Below are 22,515 nucleotides of genomic sequence, written 5' to 3'. Positions count from 1 at the left end.
GTACCTTTGCCTATGCGAAGGTGCCGATACCGGGCGACAGCTTGTGAGACCTTCAAAAACAGGATGTTTTTGCAGAGCCCCCATGGAAGGGTTCACGGCGTGTCTCACAAGCTGTCGCCCGGTAGCGGTACCGCCACCGCACTTCGCAATTGCGGTACCCCGTGCCTATATATCCCTTCGATAGCTTCCCCCCTGACTCTCCACGAGTATAATCCCCCGCAATTTTAGGCTGCTGCTTTAGTGGTCGACCTGGCTGAAAAGCATTCGAAAATACACGTGAGTACAAATATGACCGAATCCACCCGGGAACTGGTGATCGTTGGTGTTGGCAGTGCGCCTTTTGATGCGCTGCTGGAGATCCTGGAAGAGCGCAAGACCGTGACCCCGGGCCAGCTCAAGCTGGTGATTGATGATGAAGCCGAGGTCGATCCGCAGGTGTTCGCCAATCGCAGTGTGCCGGTTACTCCGCTGAAAGAGTTTGCCTTTACCCCGGAGCAGGTCGTGCTGCTGCTTACCGCTGGTGATACCGCGACTGCCGTGCTCGCACAGGCCGAACAGGCCGGCGCCTGGGTGGTGGATGCAGCGGGCATTACCCGCGGCGACGAAAGTGTGGCGTTGATCCATCCGCTGCTGAACAGTGCGGAACTCAATCAGCGGGATGAGAGTGATCGCAAAGTGATCGCCGTGCCGGGTGCGGGTGCCGCGATGCTGGCGGAGGCGCTGTTTCCGCTGAAATCGCAATTGCAAGCCGTTGAAGTTGTACTGAACCAGCCGGTGTCCGCGCTGGGCAAAAGCAGCGTGGATGCCGCGGCGGCACAGACCGCGCGCCTATTTAACGGCCAGGAGCCGGATGTGGACGAGACAACCGGTCAGCGCCTCGCGTTCAATCATCTGAGCTCCGCCGAGGCTCTGCTCGAAAGTGGTCATAATTTCAGTGAATTGGCGCTGGTGCTGGAACTCCGTCGCCTATTAGGTGATGAGGTGGCACTGGATGCGAGTATCAATACCGCCTCTGTGTTTCACGGTCAGCTGGCGAATGTCAGTGTGCAGTTGAAAGACCAGCAGGCGCTAGAAACTGTGCGTGGTTTGCTGACCAATGGTGCGCGGCTGGAAATGCGCGAGCGCCCGTCGGCTCAGGATGCCGTCGGCAGTGAGAATACGCTAGTGGGGCGCCTGCGCACCGGGTTGATCAATCCGCGCCAGGTTGTTTTTTGTGCGGCATCCGACAATTTGCGTAAAGACGTCGCAATTAACTGTGTACAGATTGTCCACTTGTTGCTAAAAATCCATTGATATTTAATACTTAGCGGCCTTTCTGAAGGTTTCTTCTTAACTTTGGACCAATGATTGGCCCTGTGATTGATCATTTTGGGGCATGGCGACACTTGGGGGTGCCGCAGGTCGGGTTAGGTGATAATTCGGATAGGCTGCGTCTTTTTCGGGGGGTGACTCTTTCGCTAGCGGTTGCTGGTCAATCGAAGAAAGTTTCGCCGGAGAGTAGAGCCTGGTGTCTCAGCGCCGGTTCTTTTGAGTAATTTTTGTGCACTGAAAGTGGCACAAGTCGGAAACTGTTGGTTGCTTGGGATAAGGCTGAGTGATTTTTGAGCAGTTGCCGGCGTGATTCTAACAATAAAGGGAATCGGATATGCGTGTGCAAAAGCTGGCACTTGCGGTGGGTCTGGTCAGCGCACTGGGTGGAAATGGGGCTCTGGCACTCGGTCTGGGTGAAATCAAACTGAATTCTACCCTCAACCAGCCACTCGATGCAGAGATCAAACTGCTGCAAACCCGCGGCCTGGGCGAAAATGAAATCAAAGTTCGCCTGGCGAGCACCGAAGACTTCGAGCGTGCTGGTGTCGACCGAGGTTACGCCCTCGACGGCATCCGCTTCGATGTGGACTACTCCAGCGGTCAACCGGTTGTTCGTATCACCAGTCGCACCCCAATTCGCGAGCCGTTCCTGAATTTCCTGGTGGAAACCCGTTGGCCCAGTGGTCGTCTGCTGCGTGAATACACCCTGCTGATGGACCTGCCGGCCTTCTCGACCAATACCGCATCGCAGCCGGTGCGCGCCGCTGAACGCGAGCGTCAGCAAGTGCAACGCAGCACCCCCGTGCAAAAACCGATTCAGCCGACGGTGCAGCGAGCTCCCGAGCCCGTGCAGGCACCGGTTGAGCAGCCTGCACCAGAAGAGTACGCCGCTCCTCAAGAGAGCGCTGCCGAACAGCCGCAGCAGCCCGTGTACGAGGAGCCAACGGAAACATACAGCGAGCCGCAGACCGCTACCGACTCTGGCAGCCGCGTCTATGGCCCGGTTGAGGCCAACAAAACTCTTTGGGAAATTGCCCGCGACAGTCGTGAATCTCGAGACCTGTCTGTACAGCAGACCATGCTGGCAATTCAGCGCCTTAACCCTGAAGCGTTCATCAACAACAATATCAATCTGCTGAAGAAAGGCGCGGTACTGCGCCTGCCCACTGCAGATGAGGTGCGCAACCTTTCTCTGACCGAAGCGGTGTCCCAGGTTGCAACTCAGAATGATGCCTGGCGCGAACGTGTGGGCGATGCGGATGTGACTGGTGCACCGCTGGATGCCCGTGCCACCGTCGAAGAGACCGTTGAAAGTGATGTGCTGGAAGGTCGCGTTTCCCTGGCTGCGCCGGGTGACAACGAATCTGTGTTGTCCGGTTCCGGCAGTGGCTCCAGCGAAAGCGAGGCGCTCGAAGGTGAGCTCGCGGTTACCGAAGAGGAGCTGGATAAGTCTCGCCTCGAAAGTGCCGAACTGCAGGAGCGCATTGGTGAGCTCAATGAGCAGATCGACACCATGGAGCAGTTGGTCGAGGTCTCCAATGAAGAGCTGCAGGCGGTGCAGGCTGCGGCGGAGCAGACCAACGAGGCACTGGAGTCTGAAACCGAAGTCGACGGTTTCGAATCCGAGTCCGAGTCTGAACTGGAGCCGGACGTGTCCGGTGAGACTGCCAACGACACTGCCGCACTCGATGGTGCAGGTGCGGAGGCCAGTGACGCTGTCGATGCCACAGAAGCGGAAGTAACCGAGACCGCGGAAGCGGAACCGGAAGTCGAGGAAGAGACGGGCCGCAATCGCGTGGTCGTCCAGACTCGCCCCGAGCCGACACTGGTTGAGCGCATCATGGATAACATTGTGCCCATCGGTATAGGCGCGGGCGCACTGCTGGCCGGTCTGTTTGGGTTTATGAGCTGGCGCCGCCGCCAGGAAGAAGAGGAAGCCATCCGCCAGGTTGAGGCGGAAATGGCTGCGGAGCGTGCGCAAGAAGAAGCTCCGGAAGAACCCTATGAAGACGACACCCTGGTGGCTGTTGAAGAGTTTGAAGCGAACGACAACTTCGATCTCGATCAACTGAGCGAAGTGGAAACCGATGATCCGGTAGCGGAAGCGGAAATTCACCTGTCGCTGGATCAGTATCAGGAGGCGGAAGCAAAGCTGCTCGCGGGCCTCAAGTCTGCACCGGAAAATGTCGACGCGCGTCTGATGCTGTTGGAGGTGTACGCCCACCAGCAGAATGCCGACCAGTTTGATGATCACTACCGTCAATTGCTGAGTTACAGTGACGGCCCGGCGGCGGACCGCGCCGCACGTCTGCGGGAAACTATCGCCGGTATCGGCGCGTTTGTTGCGCCGGAAAACGACTTTTCCAGTGAGTCACTGGAAGCCGCCCAGTTGGACGATATGGGCGCAGACTTCGATAACATTGAAGCGAGCTTTGACGACCTCGATGAGTTCTCAGCCACTGGGAAAAGCGACAGTTCGGGCGCTCAGAACAGTGACCTTGACTCACTGGATGACCTTTCCCTGGAGCTTGGCAGTGAAGATGCCGCGACGGCACCTTCCGACGACGAGTTCTCGCTTGATCTGGACCTCGGCGATGACCTGTCCCTGGATGGCGTCGAGGAAACGCCCGCGGCAAGTGCGCAACCAGCGGAGGACGATTTCACCCTGGACCTGGGTTCCGATCTGGAGCTGGAGGCAGACAAACCGGCTGCACAACAGGCTGCAGAAACTTCTCAGGAAGCCGACGATTTCAACCTTGATGACCTGATGGCCGATGGCGAACTCGACCTGGAGAGTCTGGAAAGCCTGGATCTTGATGGCGACTTGGACTTGTCTAGTGAGGGCGCCACAGCACCTGCCGACGCAGAAGTGGATGACGGTGGTCTGGAGTTCGATCTTGATCTGACGCCGATGGACGACACTGATGAGTCAGCGGTTGCTGACGACAGTGCTGCGTCCGCGGAAGTTGAGCCCCCCCAGGGCGAACCGGAACTCGGCACGTTTGACGGTGAGCTGGATGGCGACCTGGAAGAGAGCTTCGGTGATGACCTCGGAAGCCTGGACCTCGACAGTATCGATCTTGGTGAATTTGAGTTGGAAGGGGAAGCCGAATCCTCGGCCGCTGCGCAGGTTCCATCATCTGCAGCGCAGTCCGAAGTGGCCAGTGAGCAGGATCTGGATCTCGCGGTCATGGAACAGCCGGCAGCGCCGAGCAGTTCCTCCAGCAGTCAGCCCGCTCAGGAGTCTTCCTCGGAGTTGGGTGACCTGAGTTTTGACCTGGAGGGTGACCTGGATTCTGAGCTCAATCTGCTGGAAGGCAGTGACGAAGTCAGTACCAAGCTGGAATTGGCACAGGCTTACCTGGATATGGGTGACAAAGACGGCGCCCGCGAAATCCTCGGAGAAGTTGTGGAAGAGGCTGCGGGTGAACATCAGCAGCGTGCCAAGGATATGCTGGAGCGCATGAGCTAAGCGCATCAGGTCGCCCATTTCTACATAGTTATTCACGCTGTCTACAGCAACAACACTTTGACCCCGCCTGTGCGGGGTCTTCTTTTTTGCGCGCCAGGTTTTCGGGTCCGTGTAAAATTCGCCCATGATGAACAAGATTTACCACTACAAACCCAACGGTGAAGTGCCGGAGGGGGAGTCACTGCCGGAAGGATTGCGCCGCATCGCGTTGGGTGTGGAGTACTGTGGCACCCGACTGCGCGGCTTTCAAAAGCAAAAGCACGACCCCCAGACCGTGCAGGAGACGCTGGAAAATGCGTTATCTAGAGTGGCGGCTGAGCCCGTCACTCTGGTGTGTGCCGGCCGTACCGACGCAGGGGTACATGCCACCGGCCAGGTGATCCATTTCGATACCACCGCTGTACGCCCCACCAAGGCGTGGATCCAGGGGGTAAATACCCAGATGCCATTCGATGTGCGGGTGCACTGGGCCACAGAGGTGCCAGCGCAATTTCATGCGCGTTTTTCCGCGCGTAACCGCACTTACCGCTATCTGATACACAGCGCGCCGACGCGCGCGGCGCAGGCCGCGAGCGAGGTGACCTGGACCGAGCGCACACTGGACATTCAGGCGATGCGCGAAGGTGCCCAACATCTGATTGGCGAGCACGATTTCAGTAGTTTTCGTGCGGCTCAGTGCCAGGCGAAATCCCCGGTGCGGCGGCTTACCCGGCTGGATATTGGCCGGGTAGGGCAGTTGATTGTATTGGAGGTGAGTGCCACGGCGTTTCTGCACCACATGGTGCGCAATATTACCGGGGTATTGATGGCGGTCGGGCGCGGCGATCGCGCGCCAGGGTGGGTGAGCGAGGTGCTTGCCGCGCGAGATCGCACTGCTGCCGGTGTCACCGCCGCACCCCACGGTCTGTATCTGGTCGACGTACAGTACCCGTCGGAATTTTCACTTCCGGCCATGCCACCTGGTCCGCTGTTGGTACCGCAACCTTTGGGTACCATCGGCAGCGCGGAGTAATCCTGGCGAACGGGAGGGAGCACTGACCTGCGCGTTTCGTCGCGCCCGCCGATCTGCTAGTATCGCCTGCTCTCCAAGTTCTTATGCTGCCAGCGTCCGGGAAGTTCGACGTATCGCGTCGGTCTGGCGGTACAGGTGTGTCATTCCACACAGACGATTAATGGATTATGCGCGTAAAGATCTGCGGAATTACCAGTGTCGAAGACGCTCGCCTGGCGGTGGATGCCGGTGCGGACGCGTTGGGGCTGGTGTTCTATCCGCCTAGCCCCCGCCATGTAACCGCTGAACGTGCGGCAGAAATTGCCAGTGCGGTATCTCCGTTTGCGGTACTGACCGGTCTGTTCGTGGATGCGCATCCGCAGGACGTGGAAGATATCCTGAAACTGGTGCCGCTGAATTTGCTGCAATTTCACGGCGATGAGAACGCGCCCTATTGCCGTCAGTTCCACCGCCCGTACATGAAGGCCCTGCGCATGAAGCCCGGACTGGATCCGGTGGAAGCCATGGCCGCCTATCCCGATGCCCGTGGCATCCTGCTGGATGCCTATCGCAAGGGAGTCCCCGGTGGCACCGGAGACACTTTTGACTGGCAGCGCGTACCGCAGGGCAGTGAGCGCCACATCATTCTGGCCGGTGGCCTCAACCTCGAGAATGTGGCCGAGGCCATTGCTGCGGCGAACCCTCACGGTGTGGATGTCAGCGGCGGTGTGGAAGCCGCCCCGGGCCGCAAAGATCCCCATAAAGTGCGCGCATTTATTCGTGCCGCCCGTAACGCCGCAGGCAGCGGCGCGCGCAGTAACGCATTGACCCAAGGAGTTTGAGCAGTGACTAAACCCAGTTCGCCCATCGATTTCGGGGCCTATCCGGATGCCCGCGGGCATTTCGGCGAGTTCGGTGGACGCTTCGTCTCCGAGACCCTGATCAGTGCCCTCGATGAACTGCAGGAAATGTACCAGCGGCTGAAAAACGACGCGGATTTCCAGGCAGCCTTCGACTATGACCTGGCCCACTATGTGGGACGCCCTTCGCCGCTTTATCTGGCGGAGCGGCTGACGGAATCCGCGGGCGGGGCAAAAATCTGGCTCAAGCGGGAAGATCTGAACCATACCGGCGCACACAAGGTGAACAACACCGTGGGCCAGGCGCTGCTGGCCAAGCACAGTGGCAAAAAACGCGTAATTGCGGAAACCGGGGCAGGCCAACACGGTGTGGCCACAGCGACCGTTGCCGCGCGCCTGGGCCTGAAATGCGCGGTGTACATGGGTGCGGAAGACGTCAAACGTCAGTCCCCCAATGTGTACCGCATGAAGTTGCTGGGGGCGGAAGTGATCCCGGTAGAGTCCGGTTCCAAGACCCTGAAAGACGCCATGAACGAAGCCATGCGCGACTGGGTGACCAATGTAGACGATACCTTCTACATTATCGGCACCGTGGCCGGCCCGCATCCGTACCCGCAGCTGGTGCGCGACTTCAATTCCATCATCGGCCGCGAAGCGCGCCGTCAGAGCCTGGAGCAGTTTGGCCAGTTGCCCGACGCACTGGTTGCCTGCGTCGGCGGCGGCTCCAACGCCATCGGCCTGTTCCACCCGTTCCTCGGTGACGAGTCCGTGAAAATGTACGGCGTTGAGGCCGGCGGCGACGGCCTGGAAACCGGCCGCCATGCAGCACCGCTGAATGACGGCGTACCCGGTATTCTGCACGGCAACCGCACCTACCTGATGGAAGATGAGGACGGTCAGATCATTGAGACGCACTCGGTGTCAGCCGGTCTCGATTATCCGGGTGTGGGCCCCGAGCACGCCTGGTTGCACGATATTGGTCGTGTGGATTATGTCACTGCCAATGACGATGAAGCGCTGACTGCGTTCCGCACCCTGACCCGTAAGGAAGGCATCATTCCTGCACTGGAATCCAGTCACGCGGTGGCATACGGCCTCAAGCTCGCGGCCACCATGCGCCCGGATCAGAATATTGTGGTGAACCTGTCCGGTCGTGGTGACAAGGATATTTTCACCGTAGCCGCCATCGACGGCATCGAAGTGTAAGGAGCGGGATGGTGAGCGAACTGAATAATCGAATTGATCGCCGATTCGCCAAATTGCGCAGTGAAGGGCGCAAAGCGCTGGTGACTTATATCGTTGCCGGTGACGGTGGTCTGGAAAACACCGTGGAGCTGATGCACCAGCTGGTAGCCAGCGGCTCCGACCTGATTGAGCTGGGCGTACCGTTTTCCGACCCGATGGCGGAAGGGCCGGTAATCCAGAAGGGGCACGAGCGCGCGCTGGAGCAGAAGGCTTCTCTGCGCAAATGCCTGGAATTGCTGAAGGAGTTCCGCAGCAGGGATGAGGAGACGCCGGTCATTCTGATGGGGTACGCCAACCCTATCGAGAAAATGGGCGCGGAAGCCTTTGCCGATGCGTTGAAGGAAGCCGGTGGTGATGGCGCCCTGACGGTGGACCTGCCGGCGGAAGAGGCTGGCCCGCTGAACGATCTGTTGAATGCCCGCGAGTTGCGCAACATTTTCCTGTTGACCCCCACCACCAGCGACGAGCGCATTGCACAGATCACTAAGCTGGCCAGTGGCTTTGTCTACTATGTATCCCTGAAGGGCGTCACTGGCGCGGGCCACCTGGATCTGGATTCCGTGCGCGATAACCTCGCACGCATCCGCTGTCATACGAATCTGCCTCTGTGTGTGGGCTTCGGCATCAAAGACGGTGCTTCCGCGAAAGCGGTGAGTGCGGACGGCGACGGTGCGGTGGTGGGCAGTGTGCTGGTTGCCGCGGTGGGCGACTCCGCCGATGGTGCTGCAGCCAAGGACCGCATTGGCGGTATCGTAGCGGAGATGCGTTCCGCCCTCGACGGCTGAGCGTGCTTATCCGGCGATAAATCAAGCGCCAGCTGGCACGCAATGCTTTTTGGCCAGAAAGCCCGATTTTGCGGCTTATCTGGCCAAGTGCAATTTTTTTGAAAGTGGTTTAATTCGCGGTTTTAGAATTGCCGGTCATATAGGCTGGGCCCGGGAAATAGCGGGGTTCCCTGTTAAATTGGGAGCTTTGCCGGCAGTACACGAATTCAGGGCGCTTCGGGTTGGCCGTGGTGCTTAATGGCAAGCATTGGATTTGGTAACAGAATGAGCTGGTTAGAAAAAATTGTTCCGTCTGTGATTCGCACTGAGCGCCGCGCTGGCGCCAGCAAGGTGCCGGAAGGTGTGTGGAAGAAGTGCGTCAAGTGCGATTCTACTCTGTACCTGCCGGAGCTGGAGCGCAATCTGGATGTATGTCCGAAGTGCGAACACCACTTCCGTATTGGCGCCCGCCGCCGTCTGGATATGTTTCTCGATGCGGAGCATCGCGAGGAGCTGGCGACGGATGTGGAGCCGGTGGATCGTCTGAAGTTCAAAGACGTGAAGAAGTACAAGGACCGTCTGACCCAGGCGCAGAAGGCGACCGGCGAGAAAGATGCGCTGGTGGCGATGCAGGGTTTGCTGGAGGGCAAGCCGGTAGTTGCGGTGGCATTTGAGTTCGCCTTCCACGGTGGATCCATGGGCTACGTGGTGGGTGAGAAGTTCACTCGTGCGGCCCAGCGCGCGCTGGAAGAAAATATTCCGCTGGTCTGTTTTTCGGCCACCGGTGGTGCGCGGATGCAGGAGGCGTTGATCTCGCTGATGCAGATGGCGAAGACTTCTGCGGTGCTGGAAAAGCTGCGTATGGCGGGTGTGCCTTACATTTCGATCATGACGGATCCGGTGTACGGTGGTGTTTCTGCTTCTCTGGCGTTGCTGGGGGATATCAATGCGGCGGAGCCGGGTGCGCGTGCGGGTTTTGCCGGGCCGAATATCATTGAGCAGACCATTCGTCAGAAACTGCCGAAAGGTTTCCAGCGCGCAGAGTTCCTGTTGGAGCACGGTGCGATTGATATGATTATTCCGCGCAAAGACATGCGGAATACGGTTAGCCGGATTCTGGGCAAGCTATCCAACAACTGATTTTTCCTAGGTCCCGCGCTGATCAAACTCAGTGGCGGGACCGCTGCCGGGTGGGCCTTTGTGAGACACGCCGTGAACCCATCCCTGGGGGCTCTGCGAAAACATCCATGTTTTCGAAGGTCTCACAAAGGCCCACCCGGCAGCGCTCCCTTCGCTTCGGCTTCTTCACTTCGAATCAACTCCCTCTAGTTGTTCTTCCTAGCTAAAATCTTTTCACCTGACCAAATCACCGGTGACCTAATGCGCGACCTTCAATCTTGGCTCTCTCGCCTGGAAAAACTCCACCCCACAGAAATTGAACTCGGCCTGGAGCGTGTGTCCTCCGTTGCGCGTGTGCTGGGTGTGGAAACGCCGGCGCGCCGGGTGATTACCGTGGGTGGCACCAACGGCAAGGGGAGTTGTGTGCGCACCATGGAGGCACTGTTGCGCGCCGGGGATCACACCGTGGGCGCCTACAGTTCGCCACATTTGCTTCGCTTCAACGAGCGTATTCGCATCGACGGCGAGGAGGTTGCGGACGAGCAATTGATCGCGGCATTTGAGGCGGTGGATCAGGCCCGTGGGGATGTGAGCCTTACGTATTTCGAGTTCACCACGCTGGCGGCGTTCTGGCTGTTCAAGCAGGCAGGGGTCGACTTTGCCTTGCTGGAGGTGGGGCTGGGTGGTCGCCTGGATGCGGTCAACATCGTCGATCCGGATATTTCGATCATTACCAGTGTGGCGGTGGATCACGAGGCCTGGTTGGGGAGTGACCGGGAGGTGATTGGCCGGGAGAAGGCGGGGATTTTGCGTGCGGGTAAGACATTTGTGTGTGCGGACCCGCAGCCGCCGGCTTCGGTCATTGATATTTCCGGCAAGCTTGGCTGTGAGAGCTTTTTTATTGGACATGAGTTTTCCCTGCGCGATGGGGAGTATGCGTTGCAGGCGGAGCCGGCGTTGCGTTTTGGTGTGCCGGAACTGCAGTTGCCGCCGGCCAGTGTGGCGGCGGCGGTGACGGCGTTGGCGATCGCGGGTGAGTTACCGGGGGCGGAGCAGGTGTGCGAGGTGTTGGAAACACTGCGGATGCCGGGGCGTTGTCAGGCGGTGCACTGGCAGGATCGCAATCTGTTGCTGGATGTGGGACACAACCCGGCGGCGGCTGGATATCTGGCGGATTGGCTGGAGCGTCATCCGGTGTCTGGGCGCACGGTGGCACTGGTGGCGGTGATGGCGGACAAGAATCTGGGTGGATTGGTTGAGCCGCTAAAAGACACTGTGGATTACTGGTTTCCGGCACTGTTGCCGGGCAACCCGCGCGCGGCGGGTGCGCAGCAGATTCTGCAGGGGCTCGCTGCCGTGGGAGTTGCCGGGGAGCGGGTTTCCGATCGCTGCGCGCCGGTGGCGGAACAGTTGCCGGTGGCATTGGGAGCAATAGGTGAAGCAGACAGGTTGCTTGTCTTTGGTTCTTTCTTTACCGTTGCGGAGGTATTGTCGGAAATAGAGCGGCTCGGTGGAGCCCGATAGTTCTTCTATAGCCCCTCCAACAGCCCAAGAGAGCAGACACATGGCCGGCCGGGACAGCGATTCCTATTCCAACACGCAACAACGCCATGGCGGCACGCCGCGTCGGCTAAACGACGGGGTCAAGCAGCGTATTGTCGGCGCGCTGGTGCTTGCGGCGCTTGCGGTGATTTTCCTGCCGACGCTGTTCGATCGGGAAGGGGCGCGCTATATCGATGTCACCAGCCAGATTCCGCCCCCCCCCGATATCAAGCCGATCTCCATTGCCGAGCCGCAGCCGGTCGCAGATATCGAGCCGGCGCCGCCAGTGAATGAGGTATTCCAGCCGGATTTCGTAGAGCAGGCGGGTCCAGCACCGGATCCGGAAGCGGTTTCGCTTGAGCCAGAGGTGCCTGCCGAGCCGGAACCCGTGACGCATGCTGAACCAGCCCCCGCTGAGCCATCAGCCGCGCAGACCACTGCGCAATTGCAATTGCCGGCAGAGGAAACCCAGCTGGATGAGCAGGGGTTACCGGAAGGTTGGGTTATTCAGGTGGCGGCCTATAAAGAAGCGACCAGTGCAGACCGTATGCGCACGAAACTGATGGATGCGGGGTTCCGTGCCTATACCCGCGCCGTGGATACACCCAAGGGGCGTTTTGTGCGGGTATTTGTGGGGCCCAAGTTGAGCAGGGTGGACGCTCAGTCGGAAAAGCAGAAGCTGGACAAGCTACTCAAGACCGAGACCCTGATACTGCGATACCGGGCCTGATACCACCCGCTGATGCGTGACCTTACCATGCACTCCTTTTGCCGGGTCTTTTCCAGTACCTGTCAGTGAATTCGGCCAATGGATTTGGTGAACTGCTTCACTGGTCCCGGTCGGTAAGTTAGAATGCGCGCTCTTCGCGGCAGCCGCCGCGTAGCAGGTAGGGTTGAATGAACTGGGCTGACTGGACCATTCTGGCAATCGTCGCCATCTCCACGCTGATCGGCTTGAGCCGAGGCTTCGTGCGCGAAGTACTGTCGCTGCTCACCTGGGTGGCGGCATTCGTAGTGGCGATGATGTTTCGCGACCAGCTGGCGCCATTGCTCTCCAACCTCGTCGATACGCCTTCACTACAGGCCATTGCCGCCTTTTCCATACTGTTCATCTTTACCTTGCTGGCAGGAGCCGGCCTGAATATGACTCTGTCTGCGTTCGTAGAGGCTACCGGCCTGTCGGGCACTGACCGGGTGTTGGGTATGGTGTTTGGTCTGTTTCGCGGCTGCATCATCGTGATGGCGTTGCTGATCTTTGCTCCGGCGCTGGCGCCGGTGGATCAGGACGGCTGGTGGCAGCAATCGACGTTCATACCGCATTTTCTCGAATTTGAGGACCGCGCGCGCGAAGCGGCAGGCGCGATCAAGGATTTCTTCGCAGGGCAAATTGACTGATCGATGGGCTGCGGGAGGCGGCGCGGGATCACCATGACCATTTCGAATTGACTGGGGTTATCTGAAGTATGTGTGGCATCGTTGGAATCGTCGGTAAGAGTGACGTCAATCTGCAGTTGTACGACGCGCTCACTCTGTTGCAGCACCGTGGCCAGGACGCCGCCGGCATCGTCACCTGTGATGGCGACCGCCTGAATCAGCAAAAGGCCAATGGCCTGGTGCGCGACGTCTTCCGCGCGCGCCATATGCAGCGCCTGACTGGCAACTTCGGTATCGGTCATGTGCGCTACCCAACCGCCGGAAGCTCCGGCCCGGCACTGGCCCAGCCGTTCTACGTCAACTCCCCCTACGGCATCGCCATGGCCCACAATGGCAACCTCACCAACGTCAACGAGGTGAAGGATCAGATCTTCCAGCAGGACCTGCGCCACATTAACACCGATTCCGACTCCGAAGTCCTGCTCAACGTATTTGCCCACGAGCTGCACAAGCAGCACAAACTCCAACCCAAAGCCGAAGACATCTTCACCGCCATGCGTGCCGTGCACAAACGTGTACGCGGTGGCTACGCCTGTGTGGCGATGATTGTTGGCTACGGCGTAGTGGCCTTCCGCGACCCCAACGGCATCCGTCCGCTGGTGTACGGCAAGCGCGAGACCGATAAGGGCACCGAATATATGGTGGCCTCGGAATCCGTAGCGCTGGACGTGCTCGGCTACACCCTGGTGCGCGACGTTGCGCCGGGTGAATGTATCTACATCGAGCTGGACGGCACTGTGCACTCCGAGCAGTGTGCGGAAAACCCGCAACTGCGTCCGTGTATTTTCGAACACGTATACTTTGCCCGCCCGGACTCCATCATGGACGGCGTTTCCGTACACAAGGCGCGCCTGCGTCAGGGTGAGCACCTGGCCGAGAAAATCCTGCGTGAGCGCCCGGACCACGATATTGATGTAGTGATCCCGATCCCGGATTCCTCCCGCTCCGCCGGCCAGATGGTGGCGCACCGTCTGGGCGTGAAATTCCGGGAAGGCATGGTGAAGAACCGCTATATCGGCCGTACCTTTATCATGCCGGGTCAGAAGCAGCGTAAAAAGTCTGTTCGCCAGAAGTTGAACCCGATCGAGCTGGAATTCCGCGGTAAGAATGTATTGCTGGTGGACGATTCCATCGTGCGCGGGACTACCTGTAAGCAGATCATCCAGATGGCGCGCGATGCGGGTGCCAACAAGGTGTATTTCGCCTCTGCCGCTCCGGCGGTGAAATACCCGAACGTGTACGGCATCGATATGCCTTCTGCCACCGAGCTGGTTGCCCACAACCGCACCACCGAAGAAGTGTGTGAAGAGATCGGTGCAGACTGGCTGATTTATCAGGACCTCGATGAGCTGATTGTTTCTTCTGCTGACGGTAATACCGAAATCAAGGAATTCGATTGCGCGGTATTTGATGGCAAGTACATCACCGGTGATGTTACCGAAGAGTACCTGGACAGCCTGCATGCGGCGCGTAACGACAACGCGAAAGGGAAAGGCAACGAGAGTTCGCTGTAAGCTCTAATAAAGCTTTCTCTTTTTATATTTCGGCCCACCCATCGGTGGGCCGAAGCGTATTTGCCAATCGCTAAGGCGCTGATGCCGGGAGTTGTTTGCGAGACCTTCCGCGAGAGGGACCTCGCGGAAGAGCCCCCATGGATGGGTTCACGGCGTGTCTCGCAAACAACTCCCGGCAGCAGTGCCGCCAGTGCACTACCTACGTAGCTCTCCATACCGCGGTGGTAAAAAGAGCTTCGTTTTTGCCAGTATTGGCGACAGAGCAGCGGGGATCCGTTTTCAAAACCGCTGTGAATACCCGCAAGCGGGCCCGGCCGCCAATCGCAGATGGGCGTCGTTCGGCTGCGTGCGAAGCAGTGCTTCGCAAACACTTGCCTCACCCATGTAGGCTGCGTCGGCGACGTCCCTGTCGCCGACGCTTTTGAAAACGGATCCCCGCTACTCTGTCTTCGCATTAAATCTATTTACTTCGTAGCTTTGGTGATTCGACCTGCCTAAGTCGCCTTCATGGGTTAAGATTACCGGCTCAGCAATTTCTAACCCGGGACGGTTAATCCATGTTTGAAGACGACGGCTACGCACTGGAAACTCTGGCGGTACGGGCAGGCCAGAGCCGGTCGGCGGAAGGCGAGCACGCCGAGCCTATCTACACCACCTCCAGTTACGTCTTTCCCTCCGCGGCAGAAGCCGCCGCGCGTTTCTCCGGGGATTCTCCCGGCAATGTCTACTCGCGCTACACAAACCCCACCGTGCGTATGTTTGAAGAGCGTATCGCCGCGATGGAAGGCGGGGAGGCGGCAGTGGCGACTTCGAGCGGTATGGCGGCGATCTTGAGCCTCTGTATGGCCACCCTGAAAAGCGGCGACAAGGTGATCTGTTCCCGCAGCGTATTCGGTACCACCACCGCGCTGTTTACCCGCTACATGATCAAATTCGGGGTGAAAGTCAGCTTCGTGGAACTGACCGACTTCCAGGCCTGGAAAGACGCGCTGGATGGCGATACCAAACTGCTGTTTATGGAAACGCCGTCCAACCCTCTGTGCGAAGTCGCCGATATCCGCGCCATGGCGGATCTCGCCCACAGCGCAGGTGCGCAACTGGTGGTTGATAACTGCTTCTGTACCCCCGCACTGCAGCGCCCGCTGGAGCTGGGCGCCGACATTGTTGTGCACTCCGCCACCAAATTCCTCGACGGCCAGGGCCGTTGTCTGGGCGGTGTAGTTGTGGGCAAGAAAGAGGTAATGGACGAAGTCGTCATATTCCTGCGCACCTGTGGCCCCAGCCTGAGCCCATTCAATGCCTGGGTCTTCTTGAAAGGTCTGGAAACGCTAAACCTGCGGATGCGCGCCCACTGTACCAGCGCACTGGATATCGCCTGGTGGCTGAAGGAGCAGGGGGCGGTGGAGAAGGTCAATTACGTCGGCCTGCCCAGCCATCCCAACCACCAGCTTGCGGCGGCGCAGCAGAGTGGCTTTGGCGCGGTATTCAGTTTCACCGTTGCCGGTAGTCGTGAGGAAGCCTGGAAGGTGATCGATGCCTGCAAGATCTTCTCGGTAACCGCTAACCTGGGTGACGCCAAAAGCACCATCGTGCACCCGGCCACCACCACTCACGGCCGTTTGAGCGATGAGGATAAAGAGAAGGCAGGTATTACCGAGAACCTGATCCGCGTCTCCGTCGGGCTGGAAAATGTCGAAGACCTGAAGGCCGATCTGGCGCGAGGCTTGTCGGCACTCGCGTAAAAGAGTCACAATGGCGCGGAATGTGACATGATATATGGCCCCGTTTATCCCGGGGCCTATCATTTACTGAAGAAAAACCGAGCAGTAATGGATTTGCCGTGCAAAAAATCATCTCCGCTATTGTCGATGACATCGGCAAGGTCCTGTTAGGAAAAGAACATCAGGTGAAGTTGGCGCTGGCCTGTCTGCTGGCCCGCGGCCACCTGTTGATCGAAGACCTGCCGGGTATGGGCAAGACCACCCTGGCGCACGCACTCGCTCAGGTGCTGGGGCTCAGCTACAAGCGTGTCCAGTTCACCAGCGATATGCTCCCTGCGGATATTATCGGTGTCAGTATTTTTGAGCGGGAATCCGGTCAGTTCCGTTTCCACGAGGGCCCGGTGTTCAGCCAGGTGCTGCTCGCCGACGAAATCAACCGCAGCTCGCCGAAAACCCAGAGTGCGTTGCTGGAAGCGATGGAGGAACGCCAGGTCAGTGTCGATGGTGAAACCCGCCCGCTGCCCGAGCCGTTCTTCGTGATTGCTACCCAGAACCCGCTACAGCAGTCCGGTACGTTTGTTCTGCCGGAATCCCAGCTCGACCGATTCCTGATGCGCATCAGCCTCGGTTACCCCACCCGCGAAGCCGAACGCGCCCTGTTCAAAGGCGTTGATCCACGCGCGCAGCTGGCGCAGATCAAGCCACGTATCAATACCGATGGGTTGCGCAAACTTCAGAGCCTGGTGAACCAGGTTAAGGCCTCCGACTCCCTGCTGGATTATCTGGAGCGTCTGGTACAGCACACGCGTCAGAGTGCAGAATGTGGTGTCGGCCTATCTCCGCGGGGTGCGCTGGCACTACTGCACGCCGCGCGCGCCTGGGCATTGATTCACAACCGCAGCCACCTGCTGCCGGAGGATCTGCAGGCGGTGCTACCATCTGTCGCCGGCCATCGATTGCAGAGTGACGGTACCGATGGTACCCAATTGGTGGAGCGTATGATGCACCAGGTAGACATCATCGCCGCCTGAGGCAAATGGGGTTTTCGCACACGTGCTCGATAAAGTCTCTTTTGAAGCCTCTGCCAGCGAACCCTCTGGCTCTTTGAGTGCTGGTGCTCTAAACCGGCGTTGGCTCCGCTGGCTGGACCGGCGCCTGCCGGCGGCGCCCAGTGTCACGCTCAACCATCGCAAACTGTTCGTTCTGCCCACTGCCGCGGGCATGGGTTTCCTGTTACTGATTTTGCTGTTGTGGCTACTCGGCACCAATTATGAAAATAATCTGGTGCTTGCACTGGTATTCCTGTTGGTGGGGTTGATGGTCGTCTTGCCGGTGCACACCTTTGCCAATCTTTCCGGTCTTAAACTGCGCCTGCAGGACGTTGACCCCGCCTTTGCCGGGGATTTCGGCATTGCGAAAATCGCAGTGGAAAAAACCGGCAAGCGCACACACGAAAGAGTGCGCCTGAACTGGCCACCGGAAGAGGGAGGATTGGTGGATGTTAGTGGTGGTGAGCCTGTCGAAGTCCGCCTGGACCTGCCGCTGGTCCGGCGTGGCAAGGTGCGCGCTCCGCGTATTCGGGTAGAGAGCCGCTTTCCCCTGGGGTTGTTCAAGTGCTGGAGCTGGGTGGACCTGGATGTGGAGTTTCTGGCGTACCCACAACCGAAGTCATCGGGCCCACTGCCCTGGGGCGTCAGTGTGGGCGAGGGGGAGCAGGAGAAAAGCTTTTCTGCCGGCGGCGATGATTTCGCCGGCCTGAAAAATTATCAGCCGGGTGACTCACTGCGGCACGTCGCGTGGAAACAGTTTGCCGGGGGACGTGACCTGTACAGCAAGGAATACGCCTCCGGCAGTGATGCCCGCCTGTGGCTGGACTGGGATCTTCTGGCAGGGCGCGAGCCCGAGGTCCGCCTGAGCAATCTGTGTGCCTGGGTGCTGGAGGCGGAGCGTGCTCAGGTAGCCTATGGATTGCGGCTTCCCGGCCTGACGGTGGAACCTGCACTGGGTAGCGCCCATCGGCACAAAGTGCTGAGTGCGTTGGCGCTGTTTCCGGTAAAAGGCGTTGTCGGATGAGTGTGCATAGTGGGCAATTACAGACATTGTTGCCGCGAGAGAGCCTGCTTTGGGTCTTCGCCGCGCAACTGGTGGTGCTGTTGCCGCACTTCGCTCATCTTCCCATCTGGTTAGTATTTGCCTGGTGTATCGCCGTTTACTGGCGCCTTGAAGTGTTTCGCGGGCGGCGGGAAATTCCCGGGCGTGTGGTCAAACTGGTGGCGGTCAGTCTGGCGGTGGCGGGTTTGGCGATGACGTATCGGCGCTGGTTTGCGCTTGAGCCCATGGTGGCGCTGCTGGCGGTGTCTTTCACTCTAAAAAATATCGAACTCCTGAGTCGGCGAGATGCAATGCTCAGCCTGATGTTGGCCTACTTTCTTGCCGCGACCCTGTTTGTATTCGATCAGACGATTCCCTATGCGCTCTATGGTGTGTTCAGCCTGCTGGTGATCACCGCCGCCCTGGTAGCGCAGCAGGGCAGTGGTAGTGCGCGTGCCGGTCGGGCTTTGGGGCTGTCTGCAAAGCTACTTGCGCAGGCGGTGCCGGTAATGCTGGTGCTGTTTGTGGTCATGCCCCGCCTCGGGCCTCTATGGGCGGTACCGCAAAATACCTCCGCTGCTTCCACCGGAATCAGTGACTCCATGAGCCCGGGGGATTTCAGCCGCCTGTCCAAATCCGACAAGCCCGCACTGCGCATCTCTTTCGACGGCCCGGTACCGCCGCCGGAGCAGCGCTACTGGCGTGGGTTGGTGTACACCCACTTTGACGGCCGCCGCTGGAGTGAACCGGGGATTACCGGTAATCGCTGGGCCGGTCGCCGTTCCCGTGTGCGGGGTGAGGGCGAACAAAGTCTGCCCGCGGTAGGGCCACGCTATCGTTATCAGGTCATTCAGGAAGCCAGTCACAATCCCTGGCTGTTTGCCATGGCAACCCCCCATTCCGGTACCCGGGGGGTGCGTACCACTGACGAAGATACCCTGATATATCGGAATCCGGTGGGTAGCCGGCTGGCCTACGATGTGCGCTCCTGGCCCCGGGACAGTATTCCCGCACAGTCTCAATTGAGCGCGGCTGAGCTGCGCCGCCATCTGCAGCTGCCGGATTCTGGAAACCCAGAGGCCCGGGCCTGGGCAGTCGCGCGGCGGCAAGAGGGAATGGATGCGGAAGCCATTTCCCAGGCACTGCTGACCATGTATAACCGCAGTTTTACCTACACCCTGCAGCCACCTGCCTTGGGCGCCAACACGGTGGACGAGTTTCTGTTCGGTACCCGGCAGGGATTCTGTGAACATTTCGCCAACAGCTACGTATTTACCATGCGCGCCGCCGGCGTGCCTGCTCGGGTGGTGGCGGGCTATCAGGGAGGCGAGTGGGTAGAGCAGCAGGAATATCTGCTGGTGCGTCAGTACGACGCGCACGCCTGGGCGGAAATCTGGCTGCCGGAGCGCGGCTGGGTACGTGTGGATCCCACCGCTTCCGTAGCGCCCCAGCGAATTCGCGACGGCCTGCAGAGTGCCGCGGCCGAAGAATTCATGCAGGATGCGTTTTTGCCACTGCATAAAATTCCCTTTGTTACGCGCCTGCGGCTGCAGTGGGACATGATCAATTACCGTTGGTATCGCACGGTGGTGAGCTTCGATGCCGAGCGCCAGGAAGGCCTGTTGCGTCGCCTTCTGGGAGAAATATCCCCCTTGCGTGTGGCGATCTTCCTGGGGACTCCGATGGCAATCGCTCTGGTGGCATTGCTGATCTGGCTGAAACTGTCCAGTCGTGGTCCCGCGCTAGCGCCGGCGGACCGGGTGTACCTGCGCTTTTGCAAGCGCATGGCGCGTGCAGGATTGCCGCGCAACCCCGGTGAGGCCCCGGGAGATTACGCACGGAGGGTCGAACGGGAATGGCCGGCACTTGGTCCCATGGTTCTACGTATCACCCTCGCCTATGAGAAGGCCGCTTTCGCCGATGACACTGGAGCACTCAAACAGCTGCGGCGTCTGGTGCGAGTCTTCTGGCCGCTGCGGCTTTCCGCGCGCTCTGGTATTTCCACCAATTCTCTACCGACGTCGGCACGTTGATCGGTAAGTTGAGCTGGAGCGCGTACGAGGTAAAAACACCGGGTAAAAGTGTGGGACAATAGCGCCCCATTTTTGCAACTGCTGGCAAAGCTCAGGGGCGGCCGCGGTGAGTGATTGATTTTCCGGATTCTGCAATGGCTTTTCCCGCACTGGCGGCTCGACTACGCACCTTCCTGCTCGGCTTCAGCGGCACCTCTCTGGCTACTGGCCTGCAGGTGATATTGCTGCCGTGGATTGCCGTGTCGGTAGTGGAGTTGCCCGCTTTGCAATTGAGCTGGGTGCAGGCATCCGTTTTACTTCCCAATCTGATTTTTCTTCTATTTGGTGGCGCCCTGGCGGATCGCTTCGATGCTGCGCGTGTCGCCGCGTTATCTTGCCTCGGGTTGGCTCTGTGTCATGGGGCGCTGGCATTTTTTCTTGTGGATTCCATACCCAGTTTGACGTTACTGCTGGCGTACGGAGTCAGCCTCGGTTTTTTCACCGCTTTTCTGCAGCCTGCACGGGAAAACCTGGTACAGCGCGGAGCCCGCAAGCCGGACGTGGGTACGCCGCTTCAGGAGAGTCATGTGCAACATTTGGTGACCTGGATGATGATGGCTCAATACGGCGGTCAGGCAATGGGGATGCTTCTGGCCAGCCGCTTCGATCACTGGGGGGCAGAACCGCTGCTGATGGTCCAGGTGGGTGTGCTGATTGGGGCAGCGGTATTGTTCTATTGCCTGCGCGAAAATGATCCGGCTAAGCAAGTGTCTGCGAAAAAATTACCGTCTGCGTTGCTGGAAGGGTTTGCGGAAGTGCGTAAGAGTCGCGCCATTTTTGAACTGGTGTTGCTGGTGGGCTTTAACGGCCTGGTACATATCGGTGTGTTTTTGGTGGTGTTGCCATTGATGGCTGAAAGTTACGGCCGCGGCGCCAGCTACTACGCGTCGCTGCAGATTGCCTTTGTGGTGGGTACTGTATTGGCCACCATCACTATGTTACGGCGGGGACAGGGGGACCAACCGGGGCGCGGTGTTCTGATGTGCCTGCTGTACAGCGCGGCATTACTGATTGCCATCAGTTTTGGCCCCACCGCACTTGGTCTGATGCTGTTGTGTGCCTGCTGGGGTGCGGTGGCGGCGGCCTCCGCGGCGCTTGGTAAATCCATTGTCCAACTACTGGCACCGGAACAGGTGCGCAGCCGAATTATTTCCATTTATCAGTTTTCCCTGTTTGGTTCTGCCGCCATCGGTGCGCTTGCTGCAGGTATCATAAGTGAATTTACCGCGCCACTGGCCACATTGTGGTGGGCGGGAATCTTCAGCCTGCTTGCCTTTGTGCTGGTCTGGCTAAGCGGCGCACTGCGCCACTTGAACGTCCGCTCCTACGATAATCCGAAACCTTAACGTCCACATCAATTCATAGCGCCATTTTGACCAACGGGGGTTACTTTGCGTCTGATCAGCGAGCTGCGCGCCTATCTGGGTATTGAAAAAAACAACACCAGCCATCGCGAAAAACTGATTTCGGCCCTGGGAGCGGCACTGGCAATTCTCGGGGTGTTCTGGGTGACTCAGCGGGCGCTGTCTGCGGGTGTCATCGATATCTCCACCAGCTATTTCATCATTGCTTCCATGGGGGCCAGTGCCGTATTGCTGTTTGCGGTTCCCCATGGCGCACTTTCCCAGCCGTGGCCGCTGGTGGGTGGGCATCTGGTCTCGGCCCTGGTGGGTGTTCTCTGTCACCGCTGGATTGGTGTCGAGCTGCTGGCGGCGGCCATGGCGGTAGGGGTTGCGGTTGCGGCCATGTACTACCTCCGCTGTATCCACCCACCTGGCGGTGCCACGGCCCTGACAGCCGTTACCGGCGGTGAAGCGGTGTATCAATTGGGGTTTGATTTTCTGCTGGTACCGATTTTGACCAATGCCCTGTTGATCCTCGCCGTGGCGGTTGCGTTTAACAGCCTGTTTCACTGGCGCCGTTACCCGGTGCATCTCGGGCGGCGGCGAAAATCTCCCGTTACCGCGGAGCCTGAATCTCGTGAAACCGAAATTACCCAGGAAGATTTTGCCGCGGCGATTCAGGAACAGGATTCTTACGTGGACATCACAGCCGAAGGGCTTACCGAATTACTGGAATTGGCCAAGCAGCATGCGGAGCGCAACGTGGTTCACCCACAGGAGATTGTGGGCGGGCGTTGTTACAGTAATGGCAAGTTGGGCAAACTGTGGAGTGTGCGGCAGGTGGTGGACGAATCTCAGGAACCACCGCCGACCAAGGACCGCGTCATTTATAAAGTCCTCGCCGGGGAAGGCGCCTACGATACCGGTATCTGCCTGCGTGAAGAGTTTCGTCAGTGGGCGCGCTTCGAAGTGCAGCTGAAGGGCGGGCACTGGGTAAAATCCCGCGATAGTGTGGACGACGAACACCCCGAATGAC

Annotated in this window: 17 protein-coding genes; all 17 read left to right on the top strand. The window is 59.0% G+C overall.

Annotated features, from left to right (window positions below; genetic code table 11):
* The first annotated feature begins 288 nt into the window (after positions 1-288).
* The 17 genes from AAFH99_RS13250 to AAFH99_RS13170 all read left to right on the top strand — a co-directional run bounded on the left by AAFH99_RS13250 (position 289) and on the right by AAFH99_RS13170 (position 22,514).
* Positions 289-1,293 carry an Asd/ArgC dimerization domain-containing protein gene (locus tag AAFH99_RS13250; protein ID WP_043315484.1) on the top strand — a complete coding sequence of 335 codons (1,005 nt, stop codon included), beginning with the start codon at positions 289-291 and terminating at the stop codon, positions 1,291-1,293.
* A 352-nt stretch (positions 1,294-1,645) separates the two neighbouring features.
* Positions 1,646-4,783: a FimV/HubP family polar landmark protein gene (locus AAFH99_RS13245; RefSeq protein WP_406827950.1), complete on the top strand. Its 3,138-nt coding sequence runs from the start codon at positions 1,646-1,648 to the stop codon at positions 4,781-4,783.
* Between the two features lie 124 nt (positions 4,784-4,907).
* Complete coding sequence (gene truA / locus AAFH99_RS13240; protein WP_043315489.1) at positions 4,908-5,795, top strand: tRNA pseudouridine(38-40) synthase TruA; 888 nt, start codon at positions 4,908-4,910, stop codon at positions 5,793-5,795.
* 167 nt (positions 5,796-5,962) lie between these two features.
* A complete protein-coding gene (locus tag AAFH99_RS13235; RefSeq protein WP_406827949.1) occupies positions 5,963-6,616 on the top strand; it encodes a phosphoribosylanthranilate isomerase in 654 nt (217 codons plus the stop codon).
* Positions 6,617-6,619: 3 nt separating this feature from the next.
* Positions 6,620-7,840 (top strand): tryptophan synthase subunit beta, encoded by a 1,221-nt coding sequence (gene trpB, locus AAFH99_RS13230; RefSeq protein WP_043315493.1) that lies wholly within the window; start codon positions 6,620-6,622, stop codon positions 7,838-7,840.
* Between the two features lie 11 nt (positions 7,841-7,851).
* Positions 7,852-8,664, top strand: a complete 813-nt coding sequence (gene trpA, locus AAFH99_RS13225) for a tryptophan synthase subunit alpha (protein WP_231491368.1) — start codon at positions 7,852-7,854, stop codon at positions 8,662-8,664.
* A 264-nt stretch (positions 8,665-8,928) separates the two neighbouring features.
* Positions 8,929-9,783, top strand: a complete 855-nt coding sequence (accD, locus tag AAFH99_RS13220; protein ID WP_406827948.1) for an acetyl-CoA carboxylase, carboxyltransferase subunit beta — start codon at positions 8,929-8,931, stop codon at positions 9,781-9,783.
* Between the two features lie 240 nt (positions 9,784-10,023).
* Positions 10,024-11,286 (top strand): bifunctional tetrahydrofolate synthase/dihydrofolate synthase, encoded by a 1,263-nt coding sequence (folC, locus tag AAFH99_RS13215; protein WP_406827947.1) that lies wholly within the window; start codon positions 10,024-10,026, stop codon positions 11,284-11,286.
* 40 nt (positions 11,287-11,326) lie between these two features.
* Entirely contained in the window at positions 11,327-12,034 is a 708-nt protein-coding gene (locus tag AAFH99_RS13210; protein WP_051686812.1) for an SPOR domain-containing protein, read from the top strand.
* A gap of 167 nt (positions 12,035-12,201) precedes the next feature.
* Positions 12,202-12,699, top strand: coding sequence for a CvpA family protein (locus tag AAFH99_RS13205; protein WP_043315503.1), 498 nt, complete (start codon positions 12,202-12,204; stop codon positions 12,697-12,699).
* A gap of 68 nt (positions 12,700-12,767) precedes the next feature.
* On the top strand, positions 12,768-14,252 hold the full coding sequence (purF, locus tag AAFH99_RS13200) for an amidophosphoribosyltransferase (RefSeq protein ID WP_043315506.1): 1,485 nt from the start codon (positions 12,768-12,770) through the stop codon (positions 14,250-14,252).
* A 557-nt stretch (positions 14,253-14,809) separates the two neighbouring features.
* On the top strand, positions 14,810-15,994 hold the full coding sequence (locus AAFH99_RS13195; protein WP_043315508.1) for an O-succinylhomoserine sulfhydrylase: 1,185 nt from the start codon (positions 14,810-14,812) through the stop codon (positions 15,992-15,994).
* 98 nt (positions 15,995-16,092) lie between these two features.
* A complete protein-coding gene (locus AAFH99_RS13190; RefSeq protein WP_043315510.1) occupies positions 16,093-17,004 on the top strand; it encodes a MoxR family ATPase in 912 nt (303 codons plus the stop codon).
* Positions 17,005-17,026: 22 nt separating this feature from the next.
* A complete protein-coding gene (locus AAFH99_RS13185; protein WP_051686813.1) occupies positions 17,027-18,046 on the top strand; it encodes a DUF58 domain-containing protein in 1,020 nt (339 codons plus the stop codon).
* Positions 18,043-20,097: a DUF3488 and DUF4129 domain-containing transglutaminase family protein gene (locus AAFH99_RS13180; protein ID WP_406827946.1), complete on the top strand. Its 2,055-nt coding sequence runs from the start codon at positions 18,043-18,045 to the stop codon at positions 20,095-20,097. The genes AAFH99_RS13185 and AAFH99_RS13180 overlap by 4 nt, the downstream gene beginning before the upstream one ends.
* Before the next feature lie 134 nt (positions 20,098-20,231).
* Positions 20,232-21,482 carry an MFS transporter gene (locus tag AAFH99_RS13175; RefSeq protein WP_043317749.1) on the top strand — a complete coding sequence of 417 codons (1,251 nt, stop codon included), beginning with the start codon at positions 20,232-20,234 and terminating at the stop codon, positions 21,480-21,482.
* 45 nt (positions 21,483-21,527) lie between these two features.
* The gene (locus AAFH99_RS13170) at positions 21,528-22,514 is read left to right on the top strand and encodes an HPP family protein (protein WP_406827945.1); all 987 of its coding nucleotides are present in this window, start codon (positions 21,528-21,530) and stop codon (positions 22,512-22,514) included.
* The last annotated feature ends 1 nt before the right edge of the window (position 22,515 follow it).

The organism is Microbulbifer sp. ARAS458-1, from assembly GCF_045348205.1.
Classification (GTDB): Bacteria; Pseudomonadota; Gammaproteobacteria; order Pseudomonadales; family Cellvibrionaceae; genus Microbulbifer.
Note: the sequence above shows the minus strand (reverse complement) of the source record. Positions and strands in the feature narration are given on the sequence as shown.

Coding starts and splice junctions, on each gene's coding strand:
- AAFH99_RS13250 (WP_043315484.1), top strand. CDS start 289: ATGACCGAATCCACCCGGGAACTGGTGATCGTTGGTGTTGGCAGTGCG.
- AAFH99_RS13245 (WP_406827950.1), top strand. CDS start 1,646: ATGCGTGTGCAAAAGCTGGCACTTGCGGTGGGTCTGGTCAGCGCACTG.
- truA (WP_043315489.1), top strand. CDS start 4,908: ATGATGAACAAGATTTACCACTACAAACCCAACGGTGAAGTGCCGGAG.
- AAFH99_RS13235 (WP_406827949.1), top strand. CDS start 5,963: ATGCGCGTAAAGATCTGCGGAATTACCAGTGTCGAAGACGCTCGCCTG.
- accD (WP_406827948.1), top strand. CDS start 8,929: ATGAGCTGGTTAGAAAAAATTGTTCCGTCTGTGATTCGCACTGAGCGC.
- folC (WP_406827947.1), top strand. CDS start 10,024: ATGCGCGACCTTCAATCTTGGCTCTCTCGCCTGGAAAAACTCCACCCC.
- AAFH99_RS13210 (WP_051686812.1), top strand. CDS start 11,327: ATGGCCGGCCGGGACAGCGATTCCTATTCCAACACGCAACAACGCCAT.
- AAFH99_RS13205 (WP_043315503.1), top strand. CDS start 12,202: ATGAACTGGGCTGACTGGACCATTCTGGCAATCGTCGCCATCTCCACG.
- purF (WP_043315506.1), top strand. CDS start 12,768: ATGTGTGGCATCGTTGGAATCGTCGGTAAGAGTGACGTCAATCTGCAG.
- AAFH99_RS13195 (WP_043315508.1), top strand. CDS start 14,810: ATGTTTGAAGACGACGGCTACGCACTGGAAACTCTGGCGGTACGGGCA.
- AAFH99_RS13180 (WP_406827946.1), top strand. CDS start 18,043: ATGAGTGTGCATAGTGGGCAATTACAGACATTGTTGCCGCGAGAGAGC.
- AAFH99_RS13175 (WP_043317749.1), top strand. CDS start 20,232: ATGGCTTTTCCCGCACTGGCGGCTCGACTACGCACCTTCCTGCTCGGC.